The 16,944-nt window shown below is 52.2% G+C and carries 10 protein-coding genes, 2 tRNA genes and 3 rRNA genes; 4 read left to right on the plus strand and 11 right to left on the minus strand.

Annotation, left to right across the window (positions count from 1 at the left end):
* Positions 1-214: 214 nt before the first annotated feature.
* Positions 215-739, minus strand: coding sequence for a Der GTPase-activating protein YihI (yihI, locus tag NIM72_RS12035; protein WP_161732904.1), 525 nt, complete (start codon positions 737-739; stop codon positions 215-217).
* 549 nt (positions 740-1,288) lie between these two features.
* On the opposite strand from yihI, the gene yihA reads away from it, so the two are divergent.
* The gene (yihA, locus tag NIM72_RS12040) at positions 1,289-1,924 is read left to right on the plus strand and encodes a ribosome biogenesis GTP-binding protein YihA/YsxC (protein WP_161732902.1); all 636 of its coding nucleotides are present in this window, start codon (positions 1,289-1,291) and stop codon (positions 1,922-1,924) included.
* Between the two features lie 417 nt (positions 1,925-2,341).
* On the opposite strand, the gene polA is transcribed toward yihA, so the two are convergent.
* The 4 genes from polA to NIM72_RS12060 all read right to left on the minus strand — a co-directional run bounded on the left by polA (position 2,342) and on the right by NIM72_RS12060 (position 7,469).
* Positions 2,342-5,128: a DNA polymerase I gene (gene polA / locus NIM72_RS12045; RefSeq protein WP_253420527.1), complete on the minus strand. Its 2,787-nt coding sequence runs from the start codon at positions 5,126-5,128 to the stop codon at positions 2,342-2,344.
* 377 nt (positions 5,129-5,505) lie between these two features.
* Positions 5,506-6,135: a thiol:disulfide interchange protein DsbA gene (gene dsbA, locus NIM72_RS12050; protein ID WP_161732898.1), complete on the minus strand. Its 630-nt coding sequence runs from the start codon at positions 6,133-6,135 to the stop codon at positions 5,506-5,508.
* Between the two features lie 26 nt (positions 6,136-6,161).
* A complete protein-coding gene (locus tag NIM72_RS12055) occupies positions 6,162-7,148 on the minus strand; it encodes a serine/threonine protein kinase (protein ID WP_161733042.1) in 987 nt (328 codons plus the stop codon).
* A 45-nt stretch (positions 7,149-7,193) separates the two neighbouring features.
* The gene (locus NIM72_RS12060) at positions 7,194-7,469 is read right to left on the minus strand and encodes a YihD family protein (RefSeq protein ID WP_033734564.1); all 276 of its coding nucleotides are present in this window, start codon (positions 7,467-7,469) and stop codon (positions 7,194-7,196) included.
* 47 nt (positions 7,470-7,516) lie between these two features.
* Here NIM72_RS12060 and mobA point away from each other — a divergent pair, with 47 nt between their 5' ends.
* On the plus strand, positions 7,517-8,074 hold the full coding sequence (gene mobA, locus NIM72_RS12065; protein WP_161732895.1) for a molybdenum cofactor guanylyltransferase MobA: 558 nt from the start codon (positions 7,517-7,519) through the stop codon (positions 8,072-8,074).
* Between the two features lie 10 nt (positions 8,075-8,084).
* Positions 8,085-8,591, plus strand: a complete 507-nt coding sequence (gene mobB, locus NIM72_RS12070; protein ID WP_161732893.1) for a molybdopterin-guanine dinucleotide biosynthesis protein MobB — start codon at positions 8,085-8,087, stop codon at positions 8,589-8,591.
* Between the two features lie 83 nt (positions 8,592-8,674).
* Here mobB and rrf read toward each other — a convergent pair.
* The 5 genes from rrf to NIM72_RS12095 form a co-directional block, all read right to left on the minus strand.
* Positions 8,675-8,790, minus strand: a 5S ribosomal RNA gene (rrf, locus tag NIM72_RS12075).
* Between the two features lie 211 nt (positions 8,791-9,001).
* Positions 9,002-11,909 (minus strand): 23S ribosomal RNA (locus NIM72_RS12080).
* A 207-nt stretch (positions 11,910-12,116) separates the two neighbouring features.
* Positions 12,117-12,192: transfer RNA gene (locus NIM72_RS12085), tRNA-Ala, on the minus strand.
* Between the two features lie 142 nt (positions 12,193-12,334).
* Positions 12,335-12,411, minus strand: a tRNA-Ile gene (locus NIM72_RS12090).
* A gap of 73 nt (positions 12,412-12,484) precedes the next feature.
* Positions 12,485-14,024: ribosomal RNA gene (locus NIM72_RS12095) — 16S ribosomal RNA — on the minus strand.
* Together the 16S, 23S and 5S rRNA genes with 2 tRNA genes alongside form the textbook arrangement of a ribosomal RNA operon.
* 535 nt (positions 14,025-14,559) lie before the next feature.
* Between NIM72_RS12095 and mdtD the strand changes: the two genes are divergently transcribed.
* Positions 14,560-15,960 (plus strand): multidrug transporter subunit MdtD, encoded by a 1,401-nt coding sequence (gene mdtD, locus NIM72_RS12100; protein WP_161733343.1) that lies wholly within the window; start codon positions 14,560-14,562, stop codon positions 15,958-15,960.
* On the opposite strand, the gene rbsR is transcribed toward mdtD, so the two are convergent.
* Entirely contained in the window at positions 15,957-16,940 is a 984-nt protein-coding gene (gene rbsR, locus NIM72_RS12105; protein ID WP_161733341.1) for a ribose operon transcriptional repressor RbsR, read from the minus strand. The two genes, mdtD and rbsR, sit on opposite strands and share 4 nt — an antisense overlap.
* Positions 16,941-16,944: the final 4 nt, after the last annotated feature.

Here is a 16,944-nt window from a genome sequence, read left to right on the forward strand (position 1 = left end):
GTCGTCTGAGAGAAGGTCGCGAAGAAGAGGAGATGAAAGGTGAGCGGGTCGAGACCCGACGTAAACGTTGCTTCAGCCGCGACAGGCGTCGTAGTTTAAACAATAACCACAGCAGATAACATGTCGCCAGTAGCGCGAAAATTGATCCAGGCCAAAACATTGTTGTTTACCTGATAAGTACGGCACGCGGAAACCGCATGCCGATCAAATCTGCTTAGTTGCCCTTCAGCAGACGGTACATATCTTCTTCAGCCTGCTCATCGTCGGCATCATCCATCACAATGCCTAACTGCTCCATCAGTTCGTCGATACGGTCCAGCGAAGCATCCAGCCAGCCCTGATCTTCTGCCGACAGCGTTTCGCCATTTTCCAGACGATCCAGCAGCGCATCCAGACGCTCGTCATTTTCCAGCTTCGCCAGCTCTTCTTCGGGTGTCAGACGCACTTTCTTCTCAGATGCCGGTTTTGCCACGCTTTTCTTTGGTTTAACGGCTGCGGTTTTCCCCTCAGCAATCAGAGCTACCGGTTTTTTACTTCCGATACGCGGATCTTTTACGCTGCTCTCCTGGCGTCCGCCGTTGCTTTCGGACGCAGCCGGATTAGCACGGCTGCCAGATGCGTGTCCGCGATGCTTTTTATCACGTTTGCGATCGCGTGCTTCATGGTTGATATCGTCACGCGATTTGCGTTTGGCTTTGACGGCAGGTTTGCCGTTAGCAGCTCGTGCAGGTTGCTTCATAGTATTCAGTCCCGGCTTTTTTATTCAGTATAGAATTGCGGCGAAATCTAGCAGAAACCAGGCAAAGAAAAAAGGCGACAGCTCAAGCTGTCGCCTTATTTCATACCTTCGTAAGAAGGAATCATGTTTTAAGTCCTTTTCGGCTCGTAACATCCCGGTTAATCCCGCGCCTGCTCAACTCCTGAGCTTTTCCTTATCCCTGTCTGGCCGTATCCCTGACCGTTTCCATTCCACCGCTCGTTGCCTTCCTGACATCCCTGAGCGCATCATCCTGATGTGTGCTGCCGTTCACTGCACAATAATGTAGACCAACTGGTAAAAGCCTCAAGTCGATGGCAAAAATAGTTAGTTCAAAAAAAGAACAATAACAGTCAAAACCATGAATTTTAATGCTTTTTATTTTTAGTAATTAAAGTAAAAAGCGAAATAACCCGCAGCCTGAATGGCAAATCTCTTACACACTTTGTTATCGAGATGTGATTGAGCACTTTCGCGCCATAACGCGTATAATCGCCGCCATTGCCTTAATGCGTTTTCTGGAGTGTTACCTTGTCTGAATTGAATTATCACGTTACCCACTTTGTCATGAGCGCGCCGGATATCCGTCATCTGCCTGCCGATACCGGAATTGAAGTGGCTTTTGCTGGCCGTTCGAACGCGGGAAAATCGAGTGCGCTGAATACGTTAACCAATCAGAAGGGTCTGGCACGTACCAGTAAAACGCCGGGACGTACGCAGCTGATTAACCTTTTCGAAGTGAAAGAGGGTAAGCGTCTGGTCGACCTGCCCGGTTACGGTTATGCCGAAGTGCCGGAAGAGATGAAGCTCAAGTGGCAACGTGCGTTAGGGGAATACCTGCAAAAACGTCAGGCATTGAAAGGACTGGTCGTGTTGATGGATATCCGTCACCCGCTGAAAGACCTTGATCGACAGATGATTCAGTGGTCAGTGGAAAGCGGTATTCCGGTGCTGTTACTTCTGACTAAAGCAGACAAACTGGCCTCAGGTGCCCGTAAAGCGCAGCTCAATGTCGTGCGTGAAGCTGCACTCGAATTCGCTGGTGATGTGCAGGTAGAGCTCTTCTCCTCGCTGAAGAAAATCGGCGTGGATAAGGTTCGTCAGAAGCTGGACAGCTGGTTTAATACGCTTGAACCGGCGGTTGAGGATCCGGACGGGGAAGAGTAACTGGCAACCCGGTGCCGCTGAAGCTGGCGGTGCAAAAAGCCCAATAAAAAACGCCCCAGTCACAGAATGACTGGGGCGGCTAAATTCAGCCAAATCCGATTACGTGAAGTAAAAGGTCTGAAAGATAGAACATCTTACCTCTGTACCCTACGCGACGAACTTTACCTGATTTTCTGTGCGTGACAAAGGCTTTTTTGTTGCTTACTTACATCAGGCAGGGCTTTTTTTACCATACACATCACAAAAATAGCGTTGCGATGTAGTTAAATAACGAAAAAAGTGTTTAGCCGATAAGCAGTTATAAAAACGCTTAATCTCAGTACCAGCGCTGGCCGGTCTAAACCAGGGAATTAAACGATTTACTTATACCTGAATAAGGGTCGATTCCGCTCTGTGGAACCGACCTGAAGCCGTGAATCAGTGGGCTTCATCCCAGTTGTCACCCACACCGACTTCAACCAGTAAAGGCACGTCGAGCTGCACGCTACCTTCCATCAACGCACGGATTTTCTGGCTGGCTGCTTCAACGGCCTCCGCTTTCACTTCGAACACCAGTTCATCGTGAACCTGCATGATCATTCTGACACTATTGTCGTTTTGCTGTTCCAGCCACTCATCAACAGCAATCATCGCCCGCTTGATAATATCCGCTGCCGTTCCCTGCATTGGCGCATTGATCGCGGCACGTTCTGCAGCTTTCCGGCGAATCGCGTTGCTGGATTTAATATCGGGCAGCCACAGCCGACGGCCTTCAATCGTTTCGACATAGCCTTTACTTGCCGCCAGCTGGCGGGTGTTCTCCATATAGCGCAGTACGCCCGGATAGCGTTCAAAGTAGAGATCCATATACTTTTTCGCTTCGCCTGCGCCAATGTTCAGCTGGCGCGACAGACCAAATGCGCTCATGCCATAGATCAGACCAAAGTTGATCGCTTTCGCACTACGGCGCTGTTCTGCGCTGACCTTATCCAGTGGTACACCAAACACTTCGGATGCCGTGGCACGGTGAATATCTTCGCCCTGGGCAAAAGCGTCCAGTAATCCTTTATCCTGAGAAAGATGCGCCATGATACGCAGTTCGATTTGCGAATAGTCTGCCGCCACAATGCGATAGCCTTTGGCCGCCACAAAGGCCTGACGGATTCGGCGTCCTTCGTCATTACGTACCGGAATGTTTTGAAGATTCGGGTCGGCAGATGACAAGCGACCGGTGGCGGTAACGGCCTGATGATAAGAGGTATGTACGCGCCCGCTCAGCGGGTTGATCATCAGCGGTAATTTATCCGTATAGGTCGACTTAAGTTTGGATAAGCCGCGATGCTCCAGAATCACTTTGGGCAGCGGATAGTCGAGTGCCAGCTCAGCTAACACTTCTTCGCTGGTTGACGGTGCCCCACCCGGTGTTTTCTTAGTGGGCTTGATACCCTGTTTTTCAAACAGAATCACCTGAAGCTGTTTGGTGGATGAGAGGTTAAAGGGTTCTCCCGCCAGCTCATGCGCTTTTAATTCAAGCTCAGCGAGTCGGGCAGTCAGCTCTTTCGAGTGTTGCGCCAGAATAGCCTGATCGATTAACACGCCATTACGCTCAATCCTGGAAATTACCGTCAGTAACGGCATCTCAATCTGCTCGAAGACTTTTCTCGGGCCCGCTTCTTTCTCCAGCTCTGGCCACATTTTCAGATGCAATTGCAGGGTCACATCGGCATCTTCGGCAGCATAATGGGATGCCTGCTCCAATGCGATTTGATTGAACGTCAGCTGATTTTTGCCTTTACCGGCGATCTCCTGGAAGGTGACCGTTTTGTGGTTAAGCCAGCGAGCAGCCAGGCTATCCATGTCATGTTTGCCCACCACGCTGTTAAGAATATAGGACTCAAGCATGGTGTCGAATTTGATACCGGCCAGTTCAATGTCGTAATTCTTCAGCACGCCACGATCGTATTTCAGGTTCTGGCCCACTTTCCAGGCGCTGTCATCTTCCAGCAGGGGCTTGAGCTGTGCCAGAACGGCCGCGCGATCCAGCTGATCAGGCGCATCGAGATAGTCGTGTGCAACCGGCAGATAGGCGGCTTCGCCGGGCGCAACCGCAAAGCTGATGCCCACGATGTTAGCGCTCAGGGTATCCAGCGCGTCGGTCTCCAGATCAAAGGCAAAAACCTCGCTGTTTTTCAGCTTCTCCAGCCAGCTGTCGAAAAGATCCTGATCCAGAATGGTGACATAATTCTCGGTCGGTAATACGCTGCTGGTTTCAGCCACAGGAACCGGCTCATCGGAGAGCGATTTCTGCGCCTGAGTATTGCTCTTCTTGCCCTGCAGCCATTTCCCATCCTGCAGGTCGCTCAGCCAGCGTTTGAATTTGTACCGGCTGAACAGTGCCTGCAATGCTTCGACATCGGGTTCAGTGACCGTAAGCTCTTCACAGGGCAGCGCCAGCTCAACGTCGGTTTTAATTGTCGCCAGCTGATAAGAGAGAAAGGCTACATCACGATTCTGCTCAAGTTTAGTCGCCATGGTTTTGGCACCACGAAAGCCGAGATCGGCTACCTTGTCCAGATTGTCATAAATGGTCTGCATGCTGCCCAGGCCCTGCAGCAGAGCCTGTGCCGTTTTCTCACCCACGCCGGGAACGCCAGGGATGTTATCTGAGCTGTCGCCCATCATGGCCAGAAAATCGATGATCAAAGCTGGCGGCACACCATATTTCTGCTCAACCTCTTCCGGTCCCAGAATGGTATTGCTCATGGTGTTAATCAGCGTGATGGCTGGCGTGACCAGCTGCGCCATATCTTTGTCGCCTGTGCTGATTAGTACTGAAAGGCCTTTTCTCTCCGCTTCCAGCGCCAGCGTACCGATGACATCATCGGCTTCAACGCCGCTCACAGCCAGCAACGGCAGACCCATCGCCCGCACCATCTCATGCAGCGGCTCGATTTGCGCACGCAGTTCGTCAGGCATCGGCGGACGATGAGATTTATAATGCTCGAACAGCTCGTCCCTGAAGGTTTTGCCCTTGGCATCGAACACCACAGCAACGTGACTAGGATTATATTGCGCCAGCAGGCTTTTCAGCATGTTGAGCACGCCGTACATGGCGCCAGTGGGTTCACCTGCACTATTGGTCAGCGGCGGAAACGCATGATATGCGCGATAAAGATAGGATGAGCCATCGACCAGAATGAGGGGATTTTCTGCTATTTGCGCCATAAGTCTGTGTTGTCTTCGTTGCTATGGGTTGGTCTATAAGGATGCCACAAGCTGGCGGAAATGGTGAACTAAGGCGTAGGATATGTCACGTTTTTGACGGTTCTGGAGGGAAGATCGCAACGATCGTTCTGTGGATAACTTTGTGCGTAAAAATTATAACGCGCTGTTATTCAGGATCTTAAAGGATTTAGCCTTTAATAAAATCTATAATTTTCATTGACTTATTTAATTTCCGTGACCCGATCGCCATTTTTAATTACGCGATCCCTTGTGTGGATATTAAATTTATGCCCTGGAGATGGACAAAATTTGCGCCGCTGTTCAATGGCATAAAAAAACGCCAGCAGAGCTGGCGTCAGATGGGGTGGTAAAGCAGATTACTTCTGGCTTAAAAGGAATTTCACGACGTTCGCATAGTCTGCGACCATATTATCCATAGAGCTGAGATCCAGACCGCCGTTGTTCACCATATATTTGCCATTCACGAACATCGCTGGCACGCCACGCAGGTCAACATCCGCAGCCGCTTTCTGCTGCTGCGCAACCAGCGCTTTTACGGCGAAGCTGTTCCACGCAGCATCGTATTCAGCAGCGGAGATACCGGCTGCTTTGACAAAAGTTTCTTTCAGACTGGCAGGATCGGTGATTGTCTGCGTTTTTTGAATGCCATCGAAGATCGGGGCTGTCACCTTATCTTCAACACCCAGCGCCATTGCAACAGCCCAGGCCTGGGTCACAACCGGCCCCATATCACCACCGAGGAAATCGACGTGGTATTTCACCATTTTGGTGTCAGCAGGCAGGTTGTTTTTCACCGCGTCATTGACGTGATAAATACGCTCAAACTGATAGCAGTGCGGGCAGAAGAAGGAAAAGAACTCCAACACCTGAGGTTCACTGGCCACAGGTTTTGGCAGACTCACATATTGTTTACCTTCAGTGAACTGGGCAGCAGACGCGCTGAATGCCAGCACTAAACCCATCAGTGCAAACCAAATTTTTTTCATCGTGAAAACTTCTCCTGACTACGTCGTTAATATTGCGGTGTCAGCTGCAGAGGAGGTTCCTGCAACAGCTTCTCCTGCTCGGTAAAGAGTGAAATTTGCCTGCGCCAGAAATCTTCATCTGTCATCCAGGGGAAAGCGCGCGGAAAAGCGGGATCCTGCCAGCGTCGGACAACCCAGGCCAGATAATAAACCATGCGCATGGCGCGTAAAGGTTCAATCAGTGACAATTCATTAATATCAAAATCACTGAACTCACTGTACGCCTCCAGCAGTATATCCCATTGAATACGCTGTTCCTGACGATCGCCGCTGATCAGCATCCAGAGATCCTGCACGGCCGGGCCATTACGGGCATCATCCAGATCCACAAACAGCGGTCCATCGCGCCACAGGATATTACCCGGATGGCAGTCGCCATGTAATCGTAGCGGCTGCCACGTGGTGTGCCACTGTTGTTGCAACGTGTTTCCCAGCTTATCGATAGCCTGTAGCAGTGCGACTTTAAGCGATGCAGGCACTAACAGAGAGTGCTCCAGCACCTGCCGGGGTTCATGCAGATATTCATCCAGACCGATGGCAGGCCGATGCCTGAACAGCGCTTTACGCCCGGTCTGATGAATGCGGCCCAGGAAGCGGCCTACCCACTCCATCTGATCTTCGTTGTCTGTCTCATATTGTCGTCCGCCCAGGCTGGGGAATACGGCAAAGAAGAAGCCAGCGTGACTGTGCAGGGTCTCACCCTTTAACCGCAGTGGTGCTGCGATGGGCACCTCGTCAGCCAGCAGATCGAGCGCATACTGATGCTCTTCATCAATCTGTTCAGCACGCCAGCGCTGTGGGCGATAAAACTTCGCAACATAGCGACGTTTTTCATCATCGCTGAATTGGTAAACCCGGTTCTCATAGCTGTTCAGGGCTGTCAGACCTGATTCGACGCGAATTCCTGTATCCCAGAGCGCATCAAGCAATACGTCGGGATTTAATGTCTGGAAGTTGAAAGCAGCGTCGCTCATCATATTACCTGTAGTTGCCCTAACATTTAGCTGCCAAGGATAACATTACTCGTCCTGTTTAATGACACCCCGTGCGCGGAGCAGTGCAGTTTTGAAATCAACTTCATAGTCTTTTTTCAGGCCTGGGATCGCATCATCGCTGGCGGAGTCACGCATTTTGAGATGGTAAATTAATACATCGTCAGTTAATTCACTTAACGGGCCACGGAAACCAGATTCCTGCGCCAGTTTCTGCAAAAATGTGACCAGATTCAGGTCAGGCTCTTTTTGCCAGGCGGGTTGCAGCAGTTCGATCAACTCGTTTAAACGATGGCATTTCATTGAGGTTTCTCCGTTATTCACAGTGCGTCATCAGCGAGGGCACAGTCATGACAAGATTGACCGGCATCATTCTGGCCGGAGGTCAGGGCCGCCGTATGGGTGGTCAGGACAAAGGATTAGTGCAACTGGATGGCAGGCCGCTTTATCAGCATGTCCTTGAACGGCTCAGGCCACAAGTCGACATTGTCATGATTAATGCCAATCGTAATATTGATCGCTATCAGTTAAGCGGGTGTCGGGTTGTGCAGGATGTTTTTGATGGCTATCCGGGTCCGCTGGCTGGTATCTACAGTGCATTAATAACCATCGACGGTGAATGGGCTGCGTTTTGCTCCTGTGATACGCCTGCCGTTCCTCTTAACTTCGTTGAAAAACTGGCTGAACAACGGGGAAACGCCCCTGCAGTCTGGGTTCGCTCACAATCACGCGACCACCCGACGCTGGCGCTGATTCATCGGGAGATGGCAGCACCTCTTCATGACTATCTTCACGCCGGTGAACGACGTCTGATGCACTTCCTGCGCGACCACGGCGGCCATGCTGTTCAGCTGGATGATGATGAATCTGCTTTCCGCAATATCAATACACCTGATGACCTGAAGTAGAGCGGTTGATATGTCATTACCTTTACTCGCGATTGTCGGCTGGAGTGGAACCGGCAAAACGACACTATTACAGCAGGTGATACCGATTCTTCTTAATAAAGAGATTCGCGCCGGGCTGATTAAGCACACGCATCATGAGATGGACGTAGATACACCAGGCAAAGATAGCTATCTGCTCAGAAAAGCAGGAGCCAGTCAGGTGATTGTAGCTAACAGAGAGCGATGGGCATTGATGTGTGAGACACCGGAAAAGCCGTCGATTGATCTGCCTTATCTGCTCAGCCGCATGGATCACTCTGTGCTGGAGATAGTGCTGGTTGAGGGCTTTAAAGAGGAATCGGTGCCTAAAATTGTTGTCTGGCGTGCCGGGATCAAGGGTGAGATCGAGGAACTGCTTGATGGGCAAGTGATCGCTGTCGCCAGCGACCAGAAATTAGCGCTAAATGTGCCGGTTCTGGATATAAACAGTCCGGACAACGTTGCAGATTTTATTGCTGACTGGCTGCAAAAGCGCTGAAGCAGAGAGGTTTTCGTGTTTTTCACGATCTGCAGACGTAAAAAAGCCCCGCACTGCGTGCGGGGCTTCTTCACTTATATAATGCCTGGCAGTTCCCTACTCTCGCATGGGGAGGCCCCACACTACCATCGGCGCTACGGCGTTTCACTTCTGAGTTCGGCATGGGGTCAGGTGGGACCACCGCGCTAAAGCCGCCAGGCAAATTCTTTGTGCTCTGTCCTGTGTCTTTTGTGCTGATGCTGCGTTGGCCGCCCTCGCGCTACTCCGTCACATACTTCAGTATGCTCCTTCGTATCGGTCGGTTGCCGCCTTGCCTCAGCGCAAAATCCTTCGGACTTCAGCCCGCAGGACACAACTGTATCCGGTTAACAAGCTGAAAATCTGTCTCTCAAAAACGCCTCTGGCGTTGTAAGGTTAAGCCTCACGGGTCATTAGTACCGGTTAGCTCAACGCATCGCTGCGCTTACACACCCGGCCTATCAACGTCGTAGTCTTCAACGTCCCTTCAGGACCCTCAAGGAGTCAGGGAGAACTCATCTCGGGGCAAGTTTCGTGCTTAGATGCTTTCAGCACTTATCTTTTCCGCACTTAGCTACCGGGCAGTGCCATTGGCATGACAACCCGAACACCAGTGGTGCGTTCACTCCGGTCCTCTCGTACTAGGAGCAACCCCCCTCAATTCTCCAGCGCCCACGGCAGATAGGGACCGAACTGTCTCACGACGTTCTAAACCCAGCTCGCGTACCACTTTAAACGGCGAACAGCCGTACCCTTGGGACCTACTTCAGCCCCAGGATGTGATGAGCCGACATCGAGGTGCCAAACACCGCCGTCGATATGAACTCTTGGGCGGTATCAGCCTGTTATCCCCGGAGTACCTTTTATCCGTTGAGCGATGGCCCTTCCATTCAGAACCACCGGATCACTATGACCTGCTTTCGCACCTGCTCGAGCCGTCACTCTCGCAGTCAAGCCAGCTTATGCCATTGCACTAACCTCACGATGTCCGACCGTGATTAGCTGACCTTCGTGCTCCTCCGTTACTCTTTAGGAGGAGACCGCCCCAGTCAAACTACCCACCAGACACTGTCCGCAGCCCGGATAACGGGCCTACGTTAGAACATCAAACATTAAAGGGTGGTATTTCAAGGTTGGCTCCACGCAGACTGGCGTCCGCGCTTCAAAGCCTCCCACCTATCCTACACATCAAGGCTCAATGTTCAGTGTCAAGCTGTAGTAAAGGTTCACGGGGTCTTTCCGTCTTGCCGCGGGTACACTGCATCTTCACAGCGAGTTCAATTTCACTGAGTCTCGGGTGGAGACAGCCTGGCCATCATTACGCCATTCGTGCAGGTCGGAACTTACCCGACAAGGAATTTCGCTACCTTAGGACCGTTATAGTTACGGCCGCCGTTTACCGGGGCTTCGATCAAGAGCTTCTCCTTGCGGATAACCCCATCAATTAACCTTCCGGCACCGGGCAGGCGTCACACCGTATACGTCCACTTTCGTGTTTGCACAGTGCTGTGTTTTTAATAAACAGTTGCAGCCAGCTGGTATCTTCGACTGGCTTCGGCTCGGGGAGCAAGTCCCTCCACCTACGCGCCAGCGTGCCTTCTCCCGAAGTTACGGCACCATTTTGCCTAGTTCCTTCACCCGAGTTCTCTCAAGCGCCTTGGTATTCTCTACCTGACCACCTGTGTCGGTTTGGGGTACGATTCTGTGTTACCTGATGCTTAGAGGCTTTTCCTGGAAGCTGGGCATTTATCACTTCAGCACCGTAGTGCCTCGTCGTCACGCCTCAGCGTTGATAAGGGACCGGATTTACCTGGACCCTCCGCCTACACGCTTAAACCGGGACAACCGTCGCCCGGCTGATATAGCCTTCTCCGTCCCCCCTTCGCAGTAACACCGAGTACAGGAATATTAACCTGTTTCCCATCGACTACGCCTTTCGGCCTCGCCTTAGGGGTCGACTCACCCTGCTCCGATTAACGTTGAACAGGAACCCTTGGTCTTCCGGCGAGCGGGCTTTTCACCCGCTTTATCGTTACTTATGTCAGCATTCGCACTTCTGATACCTCCAGCATGCCTCACAGCACACCTTCGACGGCTTACAGAACGCTCCCCTACCCAACAACACATAGTGTCGCTGCCGCAGCTTCGGTGCATGGTTTAGCCCCGTTACATCTTCCGCGCAGGCCGACTCGACCAGTGAGCTATTACGCTTTCTTTAAATGATGGCTGCTTCTAAGCCAACATCCTGGCTGTCTGTGCCTTCCCACATCGTTTCCCACTTAACCATGACTTTGGGACCTTAGCTGGCGGTCTGGGTTGTTTCCCTCTTCACGACGGACGTTAGCACCCGCCGTGTGTCTCCCGTGATAACATTCTCCGGTATTCGCAGTTTGCATCGGGTTGGTAAGCCGGGATGGCCCCCTAGCCGAAACAGTGCTCTACCCCCGGAGATGAGTTCACGAGGCGCTACCTAAATAGCTTTCGGGGAGAACCAGCTATCTCCCGGTTTGATTGGCCTTTCACCCCCAGCCACAGGTCATCCGCTAATTTTTCAACATTAGTCGGTTCGGTCCTCCAGTTAGTGTTACCCAACCTTCAACCTGCCCATGGCTAGATCACCGGGTTTCGGGTCTATACCCTGCAACTTAACGCCCAGTTAAGACTCGGTTTCCCTGCGGCTCCCCTATACGGTTAACCTTGCTACAGAATATAAGTCGCTGACCCATTATACAAAAGGTACGCAGTCACCCCCGTAAAGAGGGCTCCCACTGCTTGTACGTACACGGTTTCAGGTTCTGTTTCACTCCCCTCGCCGGGGTTCTTTTCGCCTTTCCCTCACGGTACTGGTTCACTATCGGTCAGTCAGGAGTATTTAGCCTTGGAGGATGGTCCCCCCATATTCAGACAGGATACCACGTGTCCCGCCTTACTCATCGAGCTCACAGCGCGTGTGCTTTTGTGTACGGGAGTATCACCCTGTACCCTGCGACTTTCCAGACGCTTCCACTAACACACATGCTGATTCAGGCTCTGGGCTGCTCCCCGTTCGCTCGCCGCTACTGGGGGAATCTCGGTTGATTTCTTTTCCTCGGGGTACTTAGATGTTTCAGTTCCCCCGGTTCGCCTTGCAGCACTATGTATTCATGCTGCAATGATGCACAGAGTGCACCGGGTTTCCCCATTCGGACATCGACGGCTGTAGCGGTTCATATCACCTTACCGTCGCTTTACGCAGATTAGCACGTCCTTCATCGCCTCTGACTGCCTGGGCATCCACCGTGTACGCTTAGTCGCTTAACCTCACAACCCACAGGCGTTTTGCAACGCTGCAGACTGCAAGCATTTGAGAGACTCGAACGTGCCGCATTTTTCATTCTTATTACGGAGAATGAAAGCGACACGTCGTTTCAATTTTCAGCTTGTTCCGGATTGTTAAAGAGCATAATACTTCGCAGCACACCGTTGCCGGTACGCTCTGAAGTATTCAGAAAAAACAGATAAACGGTATGGTGGAGCTAAGCGGGATCGAACCGCTGACCTCCTGCGTGCAAGGCAGGCGCTCTCCCAGCTGAGCTATAGCCCCATACAGTTACTGCAGAGACCGCTACTACCACTCAACCGAGTACACTTCGTAAGAAATGCAATTCGTGCTCAGGCAGGGCATGTTTCCGCGCAGCATAGTGAACTATGCGAGCCGGGAACATAACGCAGCGTGAGTGCGAATTTGGTAGGCCTGAGTGGACTTGAACCACCGACCTCACCCTTATCAGGGGTGCGCTCTAACCACCTGAGCTACAAGCCTGTAGAGGTTTTTTCTGCTCGTTACTTTTTATCAGACAATCTGTGTGGACACTGCGCGGGAAGGTATCTTCAGGTAAGGAGGTGATCCAACCGCAGGTTCCCCTACGGTTACCTTGTTACGACTTCACCCCAGTCATGAATCACAAAGTGGTAAGCGCCCTCCCGAAGGTTAAGCTACCTACTTCTTTTGCAACCCACTCCCATGGTGTGACGGGCGGTGTGTACAAGGCCCGGGAACGTATTCACCGTGGCATTCTGATCCACGATTACTAGCGATTCCGACTTCACGGAGTCGAGTTGCAGACTCCGATCCGGACTACGACGCACTTTGTGAGGTCCGCTTGCTCTCGCGAGGTCGCTTCTCTTTGTATGCGCCATTGTAGCACGTGTGTAGCCCTACTCGTAAGGGCCATGATGACTTGACGTCATCCCCACCTTCCTCCGGTTTATCACCGGCAGTCTCCTTTGAGTTCCCGACCGAATCGCTGGCAACAAAGGATAAGGGTTGCGCTCGTTGCGGGACTTAACCCAACATTTCACAACACGAGCTGACGACAGCCATGCAGCACCTGTCTCACGGTTCCCGAAGGCACTGAGGCATCTCTGCCGAATTCCGTGGATGTCAAGAGTAGGTAAGGTTCTTCGCGTTGCATCGAATTAAACCACATGCTCCACCGCTTGTGCGGGCCCCCGTCAATTCATTTGAGTTTTAACCTTGCGGCCGTACTCCCCAGGCGGTCGACTTAACGCGTTAGCTCCGGAAGCCACTCCTCAAGGGAACAACCTCCAAGTCGACATCGTTTACGGCGTGGACTACCAGGGTATCTAATCCTGTTTGCTCCCCACGCTTTCGCACCTGAGCGTCAGTCTTTGTCCAGGGGGCCGCCTTCGCCACCGGTATTCCTCCAGATCTCTACGCATTTCACCGCTACACCTGGAATTCTACCCCCCTCTACAAGACTCAAGCCTGCCAGTTTCAAATGCAGTTCCCAGGTTAAGCCCGGGGATTTCACATCTGACTTAACAGACCGCCTGCGTGCGCTTTACGCCCAGTAATTCCGATTAACGCTTGCACCCTCCGTATTACCGCGGCTGCTGGCACGGAGTTAGCCGGTGCTTCTTCTGCGGGTAACGTCAATCGGCGCGGTTATTAACCGCACCGCCTTCCTCCCCGCTGAAAGTACTTTACAACCCGAAGGCCTTCTTCATACACGCGGCATGGCTGCATCAGGCTTGCGCCCATTGTGCAATATTCCCCACTGCTGCCTCCCGTAGGAGTCTGGACCGTGTCTCAGTTCCAGTGTGGCTGGTCATCCTCTCAGACCAGCTAGGGATCGTCGCCTAGGTGGGCCATTACCCCGCCTACTAGCTAATCCCATCTGGGTTCATCCGATAGTGAGAGGCCCGAAGGTCCCCCTCTTTGGTCTTGCGACGTTATGCGGTATTAGCCACCGTTTCCAGTGGTTATCCCCCTCTATCGGGCAGATCCCCAGACATTACTCACCCGTCCGCCACTCGTCACCCGAGAGCAAGCTCTCTGTGCTACCGTCCGACTTGCATGTGTTAGGCCTGCCGCCAGCGTTCAATCTGAGCCATGATCAAACTCTTCAATTTAAGTTTGATTTGCTTAAACAAGTTAAGCGGTGCTCATCTGTAAAACGTCATAATGAATTTCATTATGTGTTCACTCGTGAGGCTTTGATATTTTTGTGCGTCCAAAGACGCTGATATCAATCCTGCGAGTGCCCACACAGATTGTCTGATAAATTGTTAAAGAGCAGTGCGAACAGTGCGTTAGCGTCCTGTCGCGAGGTGGCGTATATTACGCTTTCCTCCTGCAGAGTCAACCTCTATTTCAGAAGTTTTTCTCCGGCGGCGCAGTCTCCTGTGCCTCTCAACCCGTCATCCCGTTGCCGGTGTTCCGTGTCGATGGAGGCGCATTATAGGGAGTTTCCGCAGGCTGACAAGTGTTTCTTCGAATTAATTTACTGAGCGCATCTTTTTTAAACGAACGGCTTAAAAAGAGACGTTTCATGGCCGAATAACGCACAAAAACAGCGATCAAACGTTGTAAAGAGACCTGCCGTTGCAGATTACGGGTGCTATTATTTTGCTTCTTCTCGCAGGATAACCCCAGGAAGGACACTCAATGATAAAATCCTCGCGCAGCATGGCCGGTTTGCCATGGATAGCGGCTATGGCCTTTTTCATGCAGTCACTCGACGCCACTATACTGAATACCGCCCTGCCCGCTATCGCCACCAGCCTTGACCGTTCTCCCCTGGCCATGCAATCCGCCGTCATCAGTTACACCCTCACTGTCGCTATGCTGATTCCGGTCAGCGGCTGGCTCGCCGATCGCTTCGGCACGCGCAAGGTATTTATCATTGCGGTTTCGCTGTTCACCCTCGGCTCGCTGGCTTGTGCGCTCTCACCGACGCTTTCGGTGCTGGTCATATCGCGAATCGTACAGGGCGTGGGTGGCGCAATGATGATGCCGGTCGCACGCCTTGCGCTGCTACGCGCCTATCCGCGCAGTGAATTGCTGCCAGTACTCAATTTCGTCACCATGCCAGGATTAGTTGGCCCAATACTGGGCCCCATGCTGGGCGGTGTGCTGGTAACCTACGCGACGTGGCACTGGATCTTCCTGATTAATATCCCGATAGGCATTCTCGGCATTATCTACGCACGCAAATATATGCCGGACTTCACTACACCCAAGCGCCGCTTCGACTTTTTCGGCTTCATATTATTCGGGACTGGACTGGTGATGATTTCAATTGGGATTGAGCTGTTCGGTGAGCGGATTGTTTCTGCCTGGCTGGCGGGCGGGATATTACTCAGCGGGATCGTGCTTTTGCTCCTCTATATAGTACATGCCCGGAATCACCCTTCACCGTTGATCAATCTGCCGATGTTTAAAACCCGGACATTCTCAGTCGGCATCGTCGGCAATATTGCCTCTCGTCTCGGCACCGGCTGTGTGCCCTTTTTGATGCCGCTCATGTTGCAGGTCGGGTTTGGCTTTTCTGCGATTATCGCAGGCTGCATGATGGCGCCAACCGCCATTGGTTCAATACTGGCGAAGTCAACGGTGACACAACTGCTGCGCTGGCTGGGCTATCGCCGTCTGCTGGTCGGCATTACCGCCATTATCGGCATCCTGATCGCCAGCTTCTCTCTGCAGTCACCCGCTGAAAGCATCTTTGTACTCTTGCTTCCACTGTTTGTTCTCGGTATGGCGATGTCTACGCAGTTCACCGCCATGAACACCATTACTCTGGCCGATCTGGATGATGATAACGCCAGCGGGGGTAATAGCGTGCTGGCAGTGACGCAGCAGTTAGCGATCAGTTTTGGTGTGGCCGTCAGCGCGGCGGTGCTGCGCTTCTATCAGGAGTTTGAAACCAGCACCATTTCACAGTTCCATGCCACGTTTCTGACCATGGGTGTTGTTACCGTGCTTTCGGCACTGACTTTTATGCTGCTGAAAAACGGCGATGGACGTAATCTGATCAGTAATCGCGACAAGAAGAAAAAGCGCTAAACCGAACCTCGCACCACCAGTTCCGGCGTCAGCACCAGCGTTTGCTGGCTGGCGTCGGGATCGCTGAGACGATGAATTAATGTATCTATCGCCAGTTCGCCCAGTGCATCTTTGGGCTGATGAATAGTACTCAGTGGCGGAGTGAGATAGCGCGCCAGTTCAATATCGTCATACCCCATGACCGCCATTTGCTGCGGAACCTGCATGCCAGCCTGATAGAGGGCATGATAAACGCCGACAGCCATCGCATCGTTACTGGTGAATACCGCTTCCGGCAGCGTTTCCAGCGCCAGCAACTCGATCATCCCGTTGTAGCCACCCTGAAATTCAAAGTCACCATTCACGATATAGCCAGGCAAAATCTCCAGCCCACTCTTAGTCATGGCGTTGCGATAACCTTCGAGCCGCATACGGGCCGGGGTTTTATCCTGAGGACCGGCTATACAGGCGATACGGGTATAACCGCTGTCGATAAGATGCTGAGTGGCCAGCTCGCCGCCCAGCAGCGCATTATCCTGAATGATGTCACCGCGCCCCTCAAATGGTGCCCAGTCCATCATCACCGCAGGTATAGAGGGATAACGATTCAGGATGTCTGCCGACGGCAGATGACTTTCAGTACACATGATCAGCAAACCATCGACACGCTTCTGCATCAGCGTTTCCAGGCTGCGATTCATCCGCTCCTCATCTCCCGCCGTATTACAGAGAATCAGGCTGTAGCCACGCTGATAGCAGCTCTCCTCCACGCCCCGCACCACTTCGGCATAAAAAGGGTTACTGCTGGTAGTCAGCAGCATACCGATAGTGTGCGTCTGATTAATTTTCAGACTGCGTGCCAGTGCAGAAGGAGCATAGTTAAGATGACGTATAGCCTGCTCAACTTTTTCCCGCACGCCTTCACTGACAAAGCGATTGTTATTAATGACGTGCGAGACAGTGGAGGTAGAGACGCCCGCGAGCCGAGCGACATCTTTCATGGTA

The organism is Pantoea sp. B550 (assembly GCF_024158165.1).
Lineage (GTDB): Bacteria > Pseudomonadota > Gammaproteobacteria > Enterobacterales > Enterobacteriaceae > Pantoea > Pantoea alfalfae.

What these genes read in the sequence shown, in the direction of transcription:
- yihI (WP_161732904.1), bottom strand. Translation starts at nt 739, where the DNA reads ATGAAGCAACCTGCACGAGCTGCTAACGGCAAACCTGCCGTCAAAGCC.
- polA (WP_253420527.1), bottom strand. Translation starts at nt 5,128, where the DNA reads ATGGCGCAAATAGCAGAAAATCCCCTCATTCTGGTCGATGGCTCATCC.
- dsbA (WP_161732898.1), bottom strand. Translation starts at nt 6,135, where the DNA reads ATGAAAAAAATTTGGTTTGCACTGATGGGTTTAGTGCTGGCATTCAGC.
- NIM72_RS12055 (WP_161733042.1), bottom strand. Translation starts at nt 7,148, where the DNA reads ATGAGCGACGCTGCTTTCAACTTCCAGACATTAAATCCCGACGTATTG.
- NIM72_RS12060 (WP_033734564.1), bottom strand. Translation starts at nt 7,469, where the DNA reads ATGAAATGCCATCGTTTAAACGAGTTGATCGAACTGCTGCAACCCGCC.
- mobA (WP_161732895.1), top strand. Translation starts at nt 7,517, where the DNA reads ATGACAAGATTGACCGGCATCATTCTGGCCGGAGGTCAGGGCCGCCGT.
- mobB (WP_161732893.1), top strand. Translation starts at nt 8,085, where the DNA reads ATGTCATTACCTTTACTCGCGATTGTCGGCTGGAGTGGAACCGGCAAA.
- mdtD (WP_161733343.1), top strand. Translation starts at nt 14,560, where the DNA reads ATGATAAAATCCTCGCGCAGCATGGCCGGTTTGCCATGGATAGCGGCT.
- rbsR (WP_161733341.1), bottom strand. Translation starts at nt 16,940, where the DNA reads ATGAAAGATGTCGCTCGGCTCGCGGGCGTCTCTACCTCCACTGTCTCG.